This is a genomic window from Bradyrhizobium sp. BWA-3-5 (assembly GCF_032917985.1).
Classification (GTDB): domain Bacteria; phylum Pseudomonadota; class Alphaproteobacteria; order Rhizobiales; family Xanthobacteraceae; genus Bradyrhizobium.
This window is the reverse complement of record NZ_CP136626.1, coordinates 4,669,923-4,687,124: the sequence shown is the minus strand read 5'-3', so window position 1 is coordinate 4,687,124 and position 17,202 is coordinate 4,669,923. Positions and strand designations below refer to the sequence as shown.

Genomic DNA, 17,202 nt, shown 5'->3' with positions numbered 1-17,202 from the left:
ATCAATTCAACGACGAGAACGTTCTCTTCCACCATGACTGTCAGCGTCACATCCACCGAGGCCCATGAGGGGCACGCGACCTCAGGCTTTTGGGCCCTGACGCTGGGCAGTATCGGTGTGGTGTTCGGCGATATCGGTACCTCGCCGCTGTACGCGTTTCGCGAAGCCGTCACCCACGCCGCCAACGGCGAGGAAGTCACCCGCACCATCGTCCTCGGCGTGCTTTCGCTGATCCTGTGGTCGCTGTTCATCGTCGTGACTGCCAAATATGTGCTGCTGCTGTTGCGCGCTGACAACAATGGGGAGGGCGGCACGCTGTCCCTGATGGCGTTGGCACATCGGGCGCTCGGCCACCGGAGTTGGGTGTTGCTGGCGCTCGGCGTCGTCGGCGCCTCGATGTTCATCGGAGATTCCATGATCACGCCGGCGATCTCGGTATTGTCGGCGGTCGAAGGTCTCAAGCTGGTCACGCCGGCGCTAGAACATTACGTCGTGCCGCTGACGATCTTCATCCTGGTCGTGCTGTTCTCGGTGCAGAGCAGCGGCACGGCGCGCGTCGCCTCGGCCTTCGGCCCGGTCATGGTGATCTGGTTTTTCACACTGGCGACGCTGGGACTGATTCACATCAGCGACGATCCGACCGTGCTCTACGCGATCAATCCGTTCTACGCGATCCAGTTCATGCTTTCCCACGGAACCATCGGGCTGGTGACGATGGGCCTGGTGTTTCTGGCCGTGACGGGCGGGGAGGCGCTCTACGCCGATCTCGGCCATTTCGGGCGCAAGCCGATCCAGGTCGGCTGGCTCTATTTCGTGATGCCGGCGCTGCTGATCAATTATTTCGGGCAAGGCGCGTTGGTGCTGTCCGATCCGGGAGCGATCGAAAATCCGTTCTACCGGCTGGTGCCGGAAATGCTGCTGCTGCCGATGGTGGTGCTCGCGACCGCGGCGACGGTCATCGCCAGCCAGGCGGTGATTACCGGCGCGTTCTCGCTGATCCGCCAGGCCGTGCAGCTCGGTCTCCTGCCGCGCTTCGAAGTGCGCTACACCTCGGAGACGCATGCCGGCCAGATCTATCTGCCGCGCGTCAACCGCCTGCTGCTGATCGGCGTCGTGCTGCTGGTGCTGCTGTTCCGCACCTCGAGCGGCCTTGCCTCGGCCTATGGCATCGCCGTTTCAACCACCATGGTGGTCGACGGCATCATGGGCTTCGTCGTGATCTGGAAGCTGTGGAACTGGCGCGCGGCGACCGCGGCGGCCGTCATCCTGCCGCTCGTCGTCGTCGACATGAGCTTCTTTGCGGCCAACCTGTTAAAACTGTTCGAGGGCGCCTGGGTGCCGCTGTTGTTCGGCGTCGCCGTGGCAGTGATGATCTGGACCTGGCGCCGCGGCGCCGGGATTCTCGTCATCAAGACGCGGCGCATCGAGGTGCCGCTCGCGGATCTGATCAAGAGCCTGGAAAAGCGGCCGCCCCACATCGTCAAGGGTACGGCGGTGTTCCTGACGTCGGACCCGAGCTTCGTGCCGACGGCCTTGATGCACAATCTCAAGCACAACAAGGTGCTGCACGAGCACAACGTGATCCTGACCATCGAAACCGCGCAGACGCCGCGCGTCGATCTGACCGAACGCGTCAAGATGGACAAGATCAGCGAGAAGTTCTCGACCGTGCGGCTGCGGTTCGGCTTCATGGAATCGCCCAACGTGCCGAAAGCGCTGGTGATCGCGCGCAAGCTCGGCTGGCAGTTCGACATCATGGCGACCTCGTTCTTCGTCTCGCGGCGGTCGCTGAAGCCCTCGGCGCAGTCCGGCATGCCGCTGTGGCAGGATCACCTGTTCATCGCCATGAGCCGCTCGGCCAACGACGCCACCGACTATTTCCAGATCCCGACGGGGCGGGTGGTCGAGGTCGGAACCCAAGTAACCATCTGATATTTCTTAAAAAATATGAGTTATGGCGGTCGCGCATCTATGCGATCGGCGCATACCAGGAGACCTGGAATCCGGCTAACCTGCATGGCGACGGCGGGAGTATAGCGCTGCCGGTCTGCATTGTGCAGTGCGGCATACGAGGCCCAAACCCCCATGTCAGTCCAGTTTGTGGTCACCGCGGCGGAAACGCCCGCGGCCAACGATCATGGCGAAGCGCATTCCACCGCCACCTTCAAGGCGCTGATGCTCGGCAGCATCGGCGTCGTCTATGGCGACATCGGCACCAGCCCGCTTTACGCGCTGCGCGAGGCCGTGGTGGCGGCGAGCGAGGCGTCGGCTGCCGCGACGCCGCAGGCCGTGCTCGGCGTGCTCTCGCTGATTCTGTGGGCGCTGATCGTGGTGGTGACGCTGAAGTACGTCGTCATCCTCTTGCGCGCCGACAACAATGGCGAGGGCGGAACGCTGGCGCTGATGGCGCTGGCGCAGCGGGCGGTCGGCAAGGGTGGGGCTGTGATCGTGTTGCTCGGCATCATCTCCGGCGCGCTGTTTTACGGCGATGCCGTGCTGACGCCCGCTTTGTCGGTGCTGTCGGCGATCGAAGGCATGAAGCTGATCACCGTCACTTTCGAACATTACGTCGTGCCGCTGACCTTGATCATCCTCGTCGCGCTGTTTGCCGTGCAGTCCCGCGGCACCGCGCGCGTGGCTGCATTCTTCGGGCCGATCATGTGCGTCTGGTTCGCGGTGATCGCGGCCGCCGCCGTGCCGCAGATCGCGCGCCATCCCGAAGTGCTCGGGGCTTTCAATCCGCTCTACGCCGTCTCCTTCATGCTCCATCACGGCCTGATCGGCTTCGTGACGCTGGGCGCAGTGTTTCTCGCCGTCACCGGCGCCGAGGCGCTCTATGCCGACCTCGGCCATTTCGGCAAACGGCCGATCCAGACGGCCTGGCTTTTGCTCGTGCTGCCGTCGCTGGCGATCAACTATCTGGGGCAGGGTGCGCTGTTGATCGCCGACCCCAAGGCGATCGAGAACCCGTTCTTCCTGATGTTCCCGGATTGGGCGCTGATCCCGATGGTGGCGCTCGCCACCGCGGCGACCGTGATCGCGAGCCAGGCCGTCATCACCGGCGCCTATTCACTGACGCGCACGGCGATTCAGCTCGGCCTGCTGCCCCGGTTCGAAATCCGCCATACCTCGGAAGCCCACTCCGGCCAGATCTACATCCCGCGCATCAACCTGCTGCTGTTCCTGGCGGTGATCTTGCTGGTGGTGCTGTTCCGCTCGTCGAGTGCGCTGGCCTCGGCCTACGGCATCTCCGTGACCGGCACCATGGTTGTTACGGCGATGATGGGCTTCGTCGTGATGTGGCGGGTCTGGAAATGGTCGCCGGCCGCGGCTGCCGCACTGATCGCGCCGTTCCTGTTCCTCGACATCACCTTCCTCGCCGCCAACCTCCTCAAGGTGTTCGAAGGCGGCTGGGTACCGCTCGCGCTCGGCGGTGTCGTGATGCTGCTGATGTACACCTGGCGCCGCGGCAGCCGGCTGCTGTTCGAGAAATCGCGCAAGCTGGAATTCCCGCTCGCCGATCTCGCGGCGATGTTGGAAAAGCGTCCGCCGCAGCGTGTTTCCGGCACGGCGGTATTTTTGACCTCGGACCCCGAATGCGCACCGACCGCGCTGATGCACAGCCTCAAGCACTACAAGGTGCTGCATGAGAAGAACGTCATCCTCACCATCGAGACCGCGCCGACGCCCCGGATCGACGATGCCGAGCGGGTGCGGATGGAGCAGCTCAGCGAGACCTTCTCCCGGGTAACGCTGCGCTTCGGTTTCATGCAATCGCCCAACGTCCCGAAGACGCTGGCGATCGCCCGCAAGCTCGGCTGGCAGTTCGACATCATGGCGACGTCGTTCTTCCTGTCTCGCCGCGCGCTCAAGCCTGCCGCCCATTCCGGTATGCCACGCTGGCAGGACCTGCTGTTCATCCGTCTCAGCCGTTCGGCCAACGACGCCACGGATTATTTCCAGATTCCGACGGGGCGGGTGGTGGAGGTGGGCACACAGGTCACGATCTGACGTCACGATCCAGGGCGGGCCCCAAGGAGGCACTGGCGTTGTCGCAGGACGGCAACAGCCGCACTGTTTTTTGGCCGGAACGGAACATCTGACTCCACACGCATCCCGGTTTGGATCAGTCTGGAGTTGGGGGCGGATCGAAGTTTTTTACCCTGCCAAGGCAGGGCGCGAATGCGTTCGGCATTTTATGTGGGACCGTGCTCGGAAGCCGGGTTGAAGCCTTGCGTGGCCAATATTCCGATGCGATGGTGCGACATTGTAAGGAGTAGCGCAAATGCGTTTCGTCGGCGCGAACAACCATCCCGATCCCCATAGTCCGGATGACCCGCTGTATTATGCCCCGCGCTCGCAGCGTGGCATGGCGGATCCCCGATCCGGAATGGCGCCGCAGATGAGACCGGACGATTTGCCTCCGATTCCGCTGTCTCGCTCCGATGAGATGCGCGAGGAAGCCTTCGCCAAATTCGCCCGACCGCTGGAGTCCCAGTTCGCCTACGAACGCCGTCCGTCACGCGGGTGGCTCGCCACCGCGGGCGCGATCGCCGCGGCGATCGGTATCACCGCGACCTTGGCGGTCGTTCTGTTCAACGTGTTTCCGAGGTCAAAAACCGATCCCGCTGAGCTCGCCGTTTCCATTTCGACGCCAGCATTGGCGACGCCGGCACCGGTGACGCCGGCCCCGGCGGCGTCCGAAGACTCCCAGGCCCTGCTTCAAGGATTCCAGCGGTTCCAAGGGGGGCAGGGAAGCGAAGACCCGCAGCGGGCTGCTTCTGGTGACCCCGCCCGCGCTGGGACGGCCAAGGAAGCGCCGGATAAATCCCAAGCCCTGCTCGACAAATTCATGCAGTGGCAGCAAGGGAAATAGTGCCGAGAAGAGGTCGGGTCAGCCGGATCGGCTTGCAGTTATTTCCCGCAGCCGGGTTCGAGCCCTGCTATAACGGCAACGTTGCGACATGAATTGGCGAATGAGCCATGGTGGCAACGGACGCTCAAGCCATTACCGTGTTCGGCGGAACCGGCTTTCTAGGCCGCCGCATCGTTCAACATCTGCGCTCTCACGGATTTTCCGTACGGATCGCGTCAAGGCACCCGGATCAAGGGTATGCCCTGCCTGGTGCCGATGATCCGCAACTTCAATCCGTAGAAGCCGACATTCACGACGAGCGGTCGGTCGCGGATGCGCTTGCTGGCGCTTACGGCGTTGTAAATGCGGTCAGTCTTTACGTCGAGCGCGGGCCGGAGACGTTTCATTCCATTCACGTCGAGGCTGCCCGGCGCGTTGCAGTTCAAGCGCAAAAGGCCGGGGTCAAAAAGCTCATCCACCTCTCAGGAATAGGGGCCGATGCTGCCTCACCATCACGCTACATCCGAGCGCGCGGCGAGGGCGAACTGGCGGTTCGCGACGCATTCGCCGCGGCTACCTTCATCCGTCCGGCAGTGATGTTCGGCCCCGACGACGCGTTCCTGGTCGTTATCCTCAAGCTCCTCCGCCAGCTTCCCGTCTATCCGATGTTCGGCCGCGGTGTGACCCGGTTGCAGCCGGCCTATGTGGAAGATGTCGCGGATGCGATTGGCCGGATCATGCAGCGCGTCGAGACATCGGGAATTTTCGAGTTGGGCGGACCTCGCGTGTATTCCTACGAGGAGCTTCTTAGAATGGTGGCGCACCAGACTGGCGTAGTGCCCCGACTGATTCCAGTCCCGTTTGCCGCCTGGCATGCCCTGGCATGGGCTGCCGAAATGCTCGGGATTCCACTTCTCACGCGCAACCAAGTGGAGCTGATGCAAATCGACACCGTCGCATCGCCAGATATGCCCGGATTTGCTGAACTCGGGATCTCGCCGCATTCGGTCGAGGCAATAGTCCTGAAGATGGGGACAAACTCCGAAGGATGACGTTGCGCTCACCATCCGCAAGCGATGATGCTTCATTTGCAAGGGGCGCCTCGCAAGAGCGCCAGGCCATGCCTTTGCTCGAACTCCACGGCGGTGACTTGCGCCTTTACGGGCAACCTGCCTCATCGGATTGAGGCGCATTGGGACAGTGTGACTGCCGGATAACATTGCTTGCGTCAATCGAAGTTTGAGCATTGAATTCGGCGGAGATGGGCCACTACCGCAAGTAGCTTTTCAAGTGTGTCCGTACCTCGCAGCATGAACTGACGGAGAGACTCGCCTGGCCGTGAGGCGAGTGCGATTCCTCGTGCATAGCTGAATGGGAGGGGACCCTATTTCGACCTCTGGCTAATCGGCAGTGGCCAAGCGCACAGCCTCATGCGTGCGAGCGACCAGCACCGTCGACGGCCTAACCAAGGGAGGAAGAACAATGAGCACCTGGCTTAGTGAGCGAGAGCAACGTCTTGTCGCGGGCGCAGAGGGGGCTTCGGCGGCCACGCCGATCCCGACCCAGATTGTTTCCAATGGCGAGTATTTGCCGCCGCCGCAGAGCGCTGTACAAAAGAAGGTCGAGGCTCGGATCAACGAGCTCGCCGAGGTAAACGGCAAGCACCTCGGCTTGAGCCGCAGGCAGTTCCTGCACACGAGCTGCGGTATGGCGACGGCATTCCTCGCCATGAACGACGTCTACGGCGACGTCTTCCAGGTGGCGCCCGCGGAGGCTCGAGAGCCCGAACTGATGCAGGCGCGCGCGCAAGGCCTCGCCGGCCAATTTATCTTCGACGTTCAGACCCACTTCGTGCGCGACGACTTCGATCACAAGGAGCTGTTGGGGCTGGCGGACTTTGCCAGCCAGCACTGGAATCCGAAGATGAAGGAGGAGGGCGTCTCCTCACTCGCCCGCTACAAATTCCAGAATTATGTGAAGGAGATCTATTACGACAGCGACACGAACGTGGCGCTCTTGAGCGGTGCGCCGTTCGACGATCCGAGCTGGTGGCTCCTTTCCAACGAACAGATTGTCAAGGCACGCGAACTCATCAACGACTTCGCCGGTTCGCGACGTCTGCTGGCGCACAGCGTCATCACCCCAAAGCAGCCGGGCTGGATGGAGGAGGTCGACAAGGCGATCGAGGTCTACAAGCCGGATTCCTGGAAGTCCTATACGATCGGCGACCCGCTAGCGCCTTCCAAATTCCCATGGCGTCTCGACGACGAGCAGGTGATGTATCCGTTTTACGAAAAAGCGGTGAAGGCCGGCATCAACACGCTATGTATCCATAAGGGGCTTCTGCCGCCTGATTACGAGAAGTCGTTTGCCGGCGTGTGGGAGTACGCAACCGCATGGGACATCGGCAAGGCCGCCAAAGATTGGCCGCAGATGAACTTCGTGATCTATCACTCGGCACTACGGGCGTTTCTCGAGTTGCCTGATAAGGCGTGGGCGGAGTTCGAGCATACCGGCCGTATCCAGTGGGCCTCGGAGCTCGCGGAGATCCCGCAGAAGTTCGGCGTCACCAATGTATATGCCGAACTCGGTACGTCCTTTGCCAACTCGGCAGTGGCGCATCCCAAGTTCTGTGCCGCGCTCGTTGGCACCCTGATCAAGGGTATGGGCGTAGACCACGTGATGTGGGGTACCGACTCGGTCTGGTACGGCTCGCCGCAGTGGCAGATCGAAGCGCTGCGCCGGCTCGAAATCCCCGATGATATGCAGAAGAAGTACGGCTTTTCGCCGCTCGGCGACGCCAATAGCCCGGTGAAGCAGCTGATCTTCGCAGGCAACGCGCTCAGGTTCTACAAGATCAAGCTCAAGGCGGCTGACAACACGAGGATGCCGGCCTATTCGCAGGACCGCCTCGCTTCGCTCAAGAATGAGTATACGTTGGCCGCAAAGGAGCCCTCGAACCTGCGTTACGGTTACGTTCGCGCGGCATAGGTGCCGGCGGCCGCGGCGCCGGAGTGGGTAAGCTTCGCCGGCGCCGTTCGCTTGCCGTCCACGGACCGGCAGCGGATGCGCTCAGGCCAGTGCATAGACCTTGGCTTCCCAGGGAAAGATCGGCTCCCGGCCGATCCATTCGGGCGGCACGTCGCGATCCTGCGTGATCTCGCGCCAGCGCATGCCGGCTGGCGTTGCAGGCCAGTTGGGCACACTGTATTCGGACGTGGAGGCGAAGGGCCGCGCGGTCTCGAAATTCGAAAAATTGGCGAGGACGACGACGGGATGGTCGATGCGCGGCCGGCCCCGTCGCCACACCAGCACCCGTTTGCCGTCCTCGAAATCGACATGGATGAACGCGGTGTCGTTGACGGAAAGCGCGTCCGACCTCGTGCGAAGCCGGACGAGGCGGGCGCAATATTCGAAGACGCGCCGGCGCCAGGGGTCTTGCAGGCGATCGAAATTCACGGGATCGATTTGCTTTTGCGGATGGACGACGGCGAGATCATGCTGGTCGGCGAACTCCTCGCCGGCGAAGATCATGGGGATGCCGACCGCCGTCATCAGGCAGACAAAGGCGAGCTTGATGCGCCGCTCCGTATTCGAGACGCCGTTGTTGTTGAGAAAATCGTACAGGCGCTCGTTACGAAAGCCCTCGACGTCGTGCGAAGTCACGTAGTTGATCGCCTGGGAGCTGTCGGCAAAGCCAAGCAGGCGGCAGTCGATCAGTTTGCGCACCGTCCATTCAAAACTTGGCTCCTTCTGGTCGTTCTGTCCCAGGACGGCGTAGCGGACCATCCGCTTGAACTCTTCGTTCCAGAGGCCGTCGAGGCGGTTCTGACGCAGAAGATCGATCGGAAGCGCTCGTCGGCGCCCGATGCGGGAAGGCCCTGCGCCTGCCAGCGCGAGCGCCATATACTTCGGGCAAGATCCTTGTACTCCTGCACGAAGTCAGAGTTCATGATGTTCGGCACGCCGTCCATCCGGATGCCGTCGATCCGAAAGTCGAGCATCCAGCGCGCCAGACAGGTCAGCATGAGGCGGCGCGCCGGCACGAGGCGCGCAGCCGTACCTTCGAGCGGGTCGTAGGCGTCGGTCAGGAAGTTGTATTTGAACAGGTCGCCGCCGAAGTCGTCGCGGGCATCTTCCTCGGGATCGCCTGTCGCACGGTGGACGTGAAAGTCGGGAAAATTGACATAGCGATAAGAGTACCGTGTCGCGAACGCCATCACGACGTCGGCGAAGAAGCGGAGACGGTGCCGATGGCATGCGGCCACCAGCGCCGCGAGATCGGCGGACGCTGTCGGCGAGGCATTGCCCCTCGGAAATCCCAGATCGAAATCGGCAGCGAAATAGTTGCTCGTGGCGTAGCCCCACTCACGGCCGACGAAGCTGTCGGCCGGCGGCAGCAATTCGAGCGCGTTGACGCCGAGATCCTCGAGATAGGCCTCGCCGGGCGCGAGCGCGGCGACGCCTTCGAAATTGACCGGCGCCGCGGTCCGCTCGATCAGCGCAAGAACATCCCGGAATGTGCCGCCGGCGATGCTGATGGTCCCTTCGGTCTCGCTCCGGCTCCACCGCGTCGGCAACTCGTAAATGACGAGGCGGTTGTTGCCGGGAAGCGTGTCGAGCCGGGCGTCGTTCTGCCAGTCCGCCTCGTCGCCGGCGGGATCGCAGGGCACCAGCTCGTTGTCCCGCCACTTCACGACCGAAGCCGGTCCGCGGTCGTCGTCGGTGAAGGGGAGCGGCAGCGCCGGCGCGCGCAGCCGCCAGTCCACCGTCCAGGCGGTCGGGTCCGTGCACTGGATGCGCACAGGCACCGGCGTCTTCGGGTTAGCGTTGGTGACTTCGAGCCAGTAATGATAGACGCGGTCGTTGGCCAGGTCGCAGACAGCGGCCGCGATCTCCCATAGATCGGCCGCAACAGGTGAAGCGACCAGATCGAACCTGTTGAGCAAGTCGAAGGCCGGCGGGTTGCCTTCGCGGAACGTGCCGATGACGAGGACAGGGGGCGGATTCACGCTTGCCGGGCGCCAAAGCACGAAATGGGTTCGTTTCCTCTGAAGCAGACCAAAAGGCATCGGGCTCTCCCCGGATGTCTGCGGCACCGCGCCTCACTGCGGAGGTCGCAGCTCGATGCCGTAGCGTGCGTAGATCCGCGCGATGGTGCCGTCGGCGAGCAGAGTTTCGATCGCAGCATCGACACGCTGCCGCAGCTTGTCGTCGGGACGAAGCAGGCCCGCCGCGATATTCCAGTTCAAATCCTGATCGCTGTCGAACGCCGGGATCGTGCGTAGCGGCTTGTCGGCGTGCTGCAGGTTGAACCAACCGACTGTCATCGGCGTGACGGCGGCCGCCTCGATCTCGCGGTTGGCCAGCGCGGCCACAATGTCGTCTTCATAGACGAACGGGGACGTGATGGCGCCGCCCTTGCCGAGTGTCATCGAGACCAGCGAGCCGACCTGGACGCCGACGCGCTGATAGGAATCGAGGCTTGCCAGCGAGGTCGCCTTTGAATCGCCGCGCACGGCGAGCACGACACCGCTGCGATGATAAGGGCGCGTAACCCGCACGCCCCCGGCAGGCTCGGTATCCTTGCGGGAGATAACATCGAGCACGAGGTCGCAATCGGCGCGGCGATACTGGATCGCACTGACCACCCACTCCCGCGTCAGCTTGACACCGAGCTGCTCGGCAATCTTCTCGCCGAGCTCGATCTGAAATCCCGGCACCGGCCCGTTCTTGCTGGCAAACGGCAGCGCATTGGGGCTGGCGCAAAGCGTCAGCGCGCCGCGCTCGATGACGGCCTCCAGCGAGCGGGCGTCCGCGGGCGCGTCGCAGAGCATCAGCAGCGAGAGGCTTGCCGCGCATCTGACGAGCCGATGTCGCGGCTTGCACGCTGCAGAAAGTGCTCTAGTCATCCAGCCCCCTGATATAGGCCAGAAGCGCGCCGATCTGCGCGTCATTGAACACCCCGCCAAACGCAGGCATGGAGCCCGTCTTGCCCTTCTTGATCCGCTCGATGATGAACTCGTCACTTTTCTCGGACTTCGACAGCTTTGGACCCCGGCCAGCATGGCGGCCGCCATCCTGATGACAGAAGCCGCAGGTGCTTGAGAACATTTGCTTGCCATCGGGTTCGTTCGGCGAGGCCCCGGCTTGCGCCGGCGGACTCGCTGCGTCCGTTGGGGTGGATTGTTGTGCAAACGTGGCGGTCGACAGCCATGGCCAGACGATGGCCAGGGACGCCGCAATTACAAAGGGTATTCGCATTCAAGGATCCGTATTAGCCGGCACGGGCGGCGGGAGATCGGTTCCCGCCGCCCGTGCTCGTCACTGTCTGAGCGCGTAGACGATCAGCGCGCCGGTATTCTTCGACATGCTCTTGAAGGGCTCACCATAGAGCGCGACGTACTCGTCGGCCACCAGGCTCCCCCAACCTGCCGGGACCGCAATGTACTGCTTGCCGCCGGCCATATAGCTGATGATGCCGGCGTTGTGTCCCATGCCGTTGTTGCGCGTCCAGAGCTCCTGGCCGGTCTCCGCGTTATAGGCATGCACGATGCCTTCGGCGTCGGGCACGAATAGCAGATTGCCCGCGGTGGCGAGCACGCTGGCAAGCGGCGGCTGCTTGAAGTTCACCTCCCACTTCTTGTCGCCGGTCACCGGATCGCGGCCGCTGATATGGCCGCGGGCCGGGCCATCCGGCGGCGGGATGAACTTGAATGTGGCGCCGATGTTGAGCTGGGCCATCGGCTCCAGCACCGGCGTCGTCTTCTCGACCGTCAGCTCCATGCACCACTCCTGCCCGATCCGGTAGAACAGGCCGGTCTTGGGGCTATAGGCGCCGGAGTTCCAGCTGATGCCGCCGGCGATGGCGGGACACAATGGCGGGTCGACCTTGCCTTCGGAGAGGTCGCGGCGACCGATCAGTTCGCCGGTCTTCGGATCGATGCTCTTGACGAAGTTGATGTTCTTCACCAGCGGCCAGACATTCTCGATCTTCGCGTTGGAACGATCATAGACGAAGATGTGTCCGCCCTTGTTGGCATGCACGACGAGCTTCTTGCCGCCGCGGTCGATCATCACGAATTCGCCGACGGCCGAGTCGAAGTCCCAGGCATCGTGCGGCAGTTCCTGATGGTAGAATTTGAGCTTGCCGGTATCGGGATCGAGCGCGATGACCGATGTCGTGTAGAGATTTTCACCGGGCCGCGGTCCGCTCTTCTTCCAGTCCGCGCCGGCCCAGTCGTAGAGCGGGGCAGGGTTGGCAGTGCCCCACCATACCGAGTTAGTCTCCGGATCATAGGCTCCAGGCATCCAGCCGCCGCCGCCGCCGGTCCGCCAGGAGTCGCCGCCCCAGGTCTTCATGGCCTCTTCGGTGCCGGCGACCGTGAAGAACTCCCATTTCTTGGCTCCGGACTTGCCGTCCACGCCGAAGATCGGCCCGCGATGCGGCCATTCGCCGCCTTGGGCGCCGATAATCACCTTGTCCTTCACCACCAGCGGTGCGCCGGTGAAGCCGACCGTCATCTTCTTGGAATCCAGGAGCTTGGTGTCCCACACCGGCTTGCCGGTCTTCAGATCGAGCGCGATCAGCCGCCCATCGACCGTGCCGACGTAGAGATTGCGGTGTCCGAGGGCGATGCCGCGATTGTACGGCGAGTGAGTCTGCTTGCTGACCAGCTCCTCGTCGAGCTCCGGCGCGTAGGACCAGATTGTCCTGCCGGTGGCTCCGTCCAGCGCCCAGACTCGGCTGTAAGACCCCGAATAATACAGCACGCCGTCGAGCGCGAGCGGCGTTGACTGAATGCCGCGGGTGGCGCGCTCCGGGAAATGCATCCAGGCAACTTCGAGATTCTTGACGTTGCCGGCGTTGATCTGGTCAAGGCCGCTGTAGTGATAAGACTTGTAGGTGCCGTGATGGGTCGGCCAGTCGTTCTGGGCCGCCTCGGCATTCAGGGCTGCCTCCGTTGGCTGCGTTGGGACCTGAGCGCGCGTCGGTGAGACAGCCAGGGCTGCCACCGCCAGCGCGGCGCAGCCGACGAGATATCGTTCCTTGAACGTCATCTGTAGTCCTCCCCTTGTTTGTTGGTTGGGCCGAATTCTTGTCGCGACCCTTGTAAGGATGCTGTGGTGTCAAAGCCTCATAGGGTCAGGAGTTTGGAATGGATGGCACGGGCCGGCGGAGCCGCTCGGTGAGCGGCAGCCGTACGTCTTGTCATCGGAGTGAGAAATTGGTTTTCGGGAAGGCGCCATTCAATGTGCGGCGGGCATAGGCCGCCATTACCTGGGCTTATCTGCCCCGAGTTGCGCCCGGCGATGTCGGTGCGGTGCACCATGACACGTCCCTCACTGCACGCCCATTAGTTGACTGGATTGTTGTTTTTTTGTGGAGAGCCGCTCGGCAGGGCGATCTTGAGCTGCATTCGGTCCACATTCGCGATGCCGCGTGAGCGCCGGCCATCGTGCAGGTCATTGTCCCAGTCAACGGCTCTGCTATCCGCCGATCGCGGCATTGGCCTTCTCGGCGGCGCTGGTCATCGCAATCTTTGCCGGCCTCGCTCCAGACACCACTTCATTCACGCCGATCATGAACGCGTCCAGGATCGGTCTAGATTGCGGATGGAACAGGATTGCCTTGGCGCGTTCCACATCGGCATTCTGCAGGTTGGTGAGCGCGGCCTCCGCGGCTTGGACGCCAAATGCCTTCTTGAACCCCTCGCTCGACCAAGCCGACACGCGTGTCGTCGCCAGCCCGGCTGCGGCTGCCTTCAGCGAGGTCGGCTTGCTGGTGGCCCATAGCAAAAACAAGAACGCCGAGCGCTTGTTGCGCGATTTGGCATTGATGCACGCCTGCCAGTGCGACATGAACGGCACCGATGTGCGACCGTCGACATGAGGGAAGGCGGCAAACACAGCCTTGCTCGCAACCTGGCTTCTGGCCGGATTGGAGATATCGGTCGCAAAATTGCTGCTGTCGATCGCGATCGCGGTCCGGCGCTGAAGGAAGTCATCCAGCACGTGGTACCACTCGTAGCCGCTGACGCCGGCAGGCCCGCCTTGTCGGAGCAATCGACCGTACATCTCGATGGCTGCAATGGCCTCGGGGCTCGCGAATACTGCCCTGTTGTGCTTGACCATGTCGCCGCCATAGGAGAACAGGAAGCTCATCGCCGGCACGGACGAATTGCCGCTGGCCTGGGCCCGCATGGCGATCCCGGACATATCGTCGGTCTTGAGCGCATTCGCCGTGACCAGCAGCTCTTCGAATGTCTTGGGAACCGGAAGATTCTTGGCTGCCAGCGCGTCGCCGTTGATGAACAAGGTCACCGCCTCGGACGTGATCGGCATGGCGTAACGTTCGCCGCCGCGCCACAGCGGAAAAGCACGGGCGGTTTTGAGAAGGTCACTCTCGTCATACCATCCGATATCGGTCAGCGATTTGTCGGAATAGTAAGCGTTCAGCGGTTCGAGCCATCGGCCTGCGATGCCCTGGCCATAGGCCGTGAACATGAAGACATCAGGTGTGCTGTCGCCGCGGTTGAGCTGGATGGCCAGTGCGCCAAGATACGTCGTCTCCAACCGGAAGTCGGGCGCGACGTTGATACCAGTAAGCTCGGTGAAATCAGGCAAAAGGGGAGTGATCGCATTGGTCCAGGGGTGGATCGCGCCCGCGAGCGTGATCGTCTGCCCTGCAAATTGCTTCCAATCGATCGCGGCACTGGCATACGACGTGGTGACATCCTGTGCGAGAGCGCATCGCGGCAACATGGCGAGGGCGGGCAACACAACGCCCGCCGCGCCCAATCCTTTGACGAAGCTGCGTCGGCTGCTCGGCGACTTTGTTCCTGGAGCCATATGGTTGCTCCTGCCCGAACCGGCCATCACAACATGCGCAGATGCTCCGGCCGTAACGTTCTGGCCTTGCGAGAGGGCTGACGGGCTTTTAAGCCTGTATAATCTGCGCGGTCTGGTGTGCCGGTTCCGTCTCACCCGTGCGGACCCTAGCTGTATTTCGATTATACTAGCAATACCCGGCGTCGGCATCAGAAATCAGCCGCCCACGCTGACTCCAAGACTTGAGGGCAATGCCAGTGCCTCAGAGCCAGTCCTTTCGGTGGTTTGCTCGTCCCCTGGCGCTGGTGGTCGCCGCGCTTCTAATTACGGTTGCTGTGAGCGGGTTCTTCGGCTTGCAATATTGGCAGGAGCAACGCGCGGCGAATCTTGCGCAAGAGCGTAACAGCGAGGTGCTCGAGACACTGGAGCGGCTCAAAACGGTCATCGCCGACGTGGAAGCGCAACGGCGCGGGTATCTGCTAACGCTCGATCCGCACTATCTCAAGGCCTATGGCGTCTCCGACGAGAGCGTTCGACGCGACGCGCAGGCGCTCCAGACGCTGGTAGCGGGCGATCCATTGCAGAGCCATCGTGCCGGACACCTGGCGGAAACGGTTGCAGCAAAGCTGCGCGAGATTGACGAAATCGTCAAAACGGTGCGCACCTACTCCGGGCCGGCCGCCATGGCGATGATCCGCAGCCTGGACGAAATCAGATCTCAAATCGATCAGATGGTGGACCATGAGCGCTATCTACGCGTCGACCTTGAAAAGCGCTCCAAGGGGTTCGAACGACGCAAAGCCTGGCTGATCACGATCGCCGTCACCATCGTCGCGGTGCTGGCTGGAGTGGCGCTGGCGCTTGCACGGCGCGAAGCGGTTCGGCGGCGCAAAGCGATCGCGGAGAACATCGCGCTGCAGGGCGATATTCTGGCGCGGGACAAGAAGATCCGCCGTCTCGTCGATGCCAACATTGTCGGCGTCATCATTTGGGAGGTCGACGGTCGCATTCTCGAGGCCAATGATGCGTTTCTCAAGATGTTGGGTTACGATCGCGAGGATCTGGTCTCTGGGCGGTTGAACCGGACGGACCTGACGCCGCCGGAATGGCGCCTCCGCGACTTGCGGACGGTGGCGGAGTTGAGGCGGATGGGGACCGTTCAGCCATTCGAGAAAGAGTATTTTCGCAAAGACGGGAGCAGGGTGCCCGTGCTGGTCGGCGGGACCATGCTCGAACGGAATCAAAACCAGGGTGTCGGTTTTGTGCTCGATCTCACCGAACGCAAGCAGGCAGAAGAGGCGCTGCGGCAGAGCGAGGAACGGTTTCGCACCCTCGTGCAGTTTTCCTTCGATGTATATTGGGAGACCGATGCGCAGCATCGTTTTACTCTCCAGGAATTTGCGGAGAGCCTTGCCGACGCACCGGCGCCGGGTTCCGAGATCGGCAAGACACGCTGGGAAGTGCCTTACCTGGAGCCGGATGAAGAAGCCTGGCGCAAGCACCGCGAGACGCTCGACGCCCATTTGCCATTTCGCGATTTTGAGCTGGCGCGACCGGGTCCTGATGGGAGCAAGCGTTACGTGTCGGTCTCGGGGTTACCGGTCTTTGACAAGGCAGGGCACTTCGTTGGCTACCGCGGCGTCGGGCGGCACATCACCGAGCGCAGACGGGCCGAAGAGGCCTTGCGCGCCATGCAGGCAGAACTCGCGCACGCCAACCGCGTCACCGCGATGGGGCAGCTGTCGGCCTCGATCGCCCATGAGGTCAACCAGCCCATTGCTGCGACGGTAACCAATGCCCAGGCCGCGCTGCGCTGGCTGCGCGCTCAACCGCCAGATCTCAAGGAGGTCCGCGACTCTCTCGACCGCATCGTCGAGGATGGCAAGCGCGCCGGCAACGTCATCGGCGGCATCCGCGCACTCATCCACAAGGTGCCGCCGCGGAAGGACTGGTTCGACATCAAGGAAGCGATCCTCGAAATGGTCGGGCTGACCCGAAGCGAAGCGGTCAAGCACGGCATCTCGATGCAGACTCGGCTCGCCGCGGCGTTGCCCCTTTTGCAAGGCGATCGCACTCAACTGCAGCAGGTGATCCTGAACCTGATCCTGAATGCCATCGAAGCCATGGGCGAGCTCGATGACGGCAACCGCGAGCTATGGATCAGCACCGAGATGGCCGCGGAGGCCGGTGTACTCGTGACTGTTCGCGATTCTGGTCCAGGCCTGGCCCCGGCGGATATGGAGAACGTTTTCGAGGCCTTTTACACGACCAAACCCATGGGCATGGGCATGGGGCTCGCTATCTGCCGCTCGATGGTCGAGGCGCACGGCGGACGGATGTGGGCGAGCGCGAATGAGCCTCGGGGCGCCGTCTTTCAATTTATCTTGCCGCTGCAACGAGACGAGAGCGTTCCAGCCCCACAACTCGAGCCGAATTCGGCCGCATGAGCTGCGCCGAACGGCGGAAACTGCCGACGCACTGCGCCGCGTAAGAAGATTGCCGCTGTTACCTTTAGG

Annotated in this window: 12 protein-coding genes; 6 read left to right on the top strand and 6 right to left on the bottom strand. The window is 62.6% G+C overall.

The window, feature by feature from the left end; genetic code table 11:
• Positions 1-33: 33 nt before the first annotated feature.
• The 5 genes from RX331_RS22780 (at position 34) to RX331_RS22760 (ending at position 7,846) form a co-directional block, all read left to right on the top strand.
• Positions 34-1,932, top strand: coding sequence for a potassium transporter Kup (locus RX331_RS22780; protein WP_317252148.1), 1,899 nt, complete (start codon positions 34-36; stop codon positions 1,930-1,932).
• A 153-nt stretch (positions 1,933-2,085) separates the two neighbouring features.
• The gene (locus RX331_RS22775; RefSeq protein ID WP_317252147.1) at positions 2,086-4,011 is read left to right on the top strand and encodes a potassium transporter Kup; all 1,926 of its coding nucleotides are present in this window, start codon (positions 2,086-2,088) and stop codon (positions 4,009-4,011) included.
• 274 nt (positions 4,012-4,285) lie between these two features.
• The gene (locus RX331_RS22770) at positions 4,286-4,876 is read left to right on the top strand and encodes a hypothetical protein (protein WP_317252146.1); all 591 of its coding nucleotides are present in this window, start codon (positions 4,286-4,288) and stop codon (positions 4,874-4,876) included.
• Positions 4,877-4,983: 107 nt separating this feature from the next.
• Entirely contained in the window at positions 4,984-5,907 is a 924-nt protein-coding gene (locus tag RX331_RS22765) for a complex I NDUFA9 subunit family protein (RefSeq protein WP_317252145.1), read from the top strand.
• 430 nt (positions 5,908-6,337) lie between these two features.
• Positions 6,338-7,846, top strand: a complete 1,509-nt coding sequence (locus RX331_RS22760; RefSeq protein WP_317252144.1) for an amidohydrolase family protein — start codon at positions 6,338-6,340, stop codon at positions 7,844-7,846.
• 81 nt (positions 7,847-7,927) lie between these two features.
• Here the strand turns inward: RX331_RS22760 and RX331_RS22755 are convergent, their stop codons facing one another.
• The 6 genes from RX331_RS22755 to RX331_RS22730 form a co-directional block, all read right to left on the bottom strand.
• The gene (locus RX331_RS22755; RefSeq protein WP_317252143.1) at positions 7,928-8,644 is read right to left on the bottom strand and encodes a hypothetical protein; all 717 of its coding nucleotides are present in this window, start codon (positions 8,642-8,644) and stop codon (positions 7,928-7,930) included.
• Positions 8,572-9,867, bottom strand: coding sequence for an alpha-amylase family glycosyl hydrolase (locus tag RX331_RS22750; protein ID WP_317252142.1), 1,296 nt, complete (start codon positions 9,865-9,867; stop codon positions 8,572-8,574). The genes RX331_RS22755 and RX331_RS22750 overlap by 73 nt, the downstream gene beginning before the upstream one ends.
• A gap of 93 nt (positions 9,868-9,960) precedes the next feature.
• Positions 9,961-10,767, bottom strand: a complete 807-nt coding sequence (locus RX331_RS22745) for a substrate-binding periplasmic protein (protein ID WP_317252141.1) — start codon at positions 10,765-10,767, stop codon at positions 9,961-9,963.
• Positions 10,760-10,969 carry a cytochrome c gene (locus RX331_RS22740; RefSeq protein WP_317252140.1) on the bottom strand — a complete coding sequence of 70 codons (210 nt, stop codon included), beginning with the start codon at positions 10,967-10,969 and terminating at the stop codon, positions 10,760-10,762. Before RX331_RS22740 ends, RX331_RS22745 begins: the two co-directional genes overlap by 8 nt.
• Positions 10,970-11,179: 210 nt before the next feature.
• Positions 11,180-12,916 (bottom strand): pyrroloquinoline quinone-dependent dehydrogenase, encoded by a 1,737-nt coding sequence (locus RX331_RS22735; protein WP_317252139.1) that lies wholly within the window; start codon positions 12,914-12,916, stop codon positions 11,180-11,182.
• Between the two features lie 429 nt (positions 12,917-13,345).
• Entirely contained in the window at positions 13,346-14,734 is a 1,389-nt protein-coding gene (locus tag RX331_RS22730; RefSeq protein ID WP_317252138.1) for an ABC transporter substrate-binding protein, read from the bottom strand.
• Positions 14,735-14,937: 203 nt separating this feature from the next.
• On the opposite strand from RX331_RS22730, the gene RX331_RS22725 reads away from it, so the two are divergent.
• The gene (locus RX331_RS22725) at positions 14,938-17,133 is read left to right on the top strand and encodes a PAS domain S-box protein (protein ID WP_317252137.1); all 2,196 of its coding nucleotides are present in this window, start codon (positions 14,938-14,940) and stop codon (positions 17,131-17,133) included.
• The last annotated feature ends 69 nt before the right edge of the window (positions 17,134-17,202 follow it).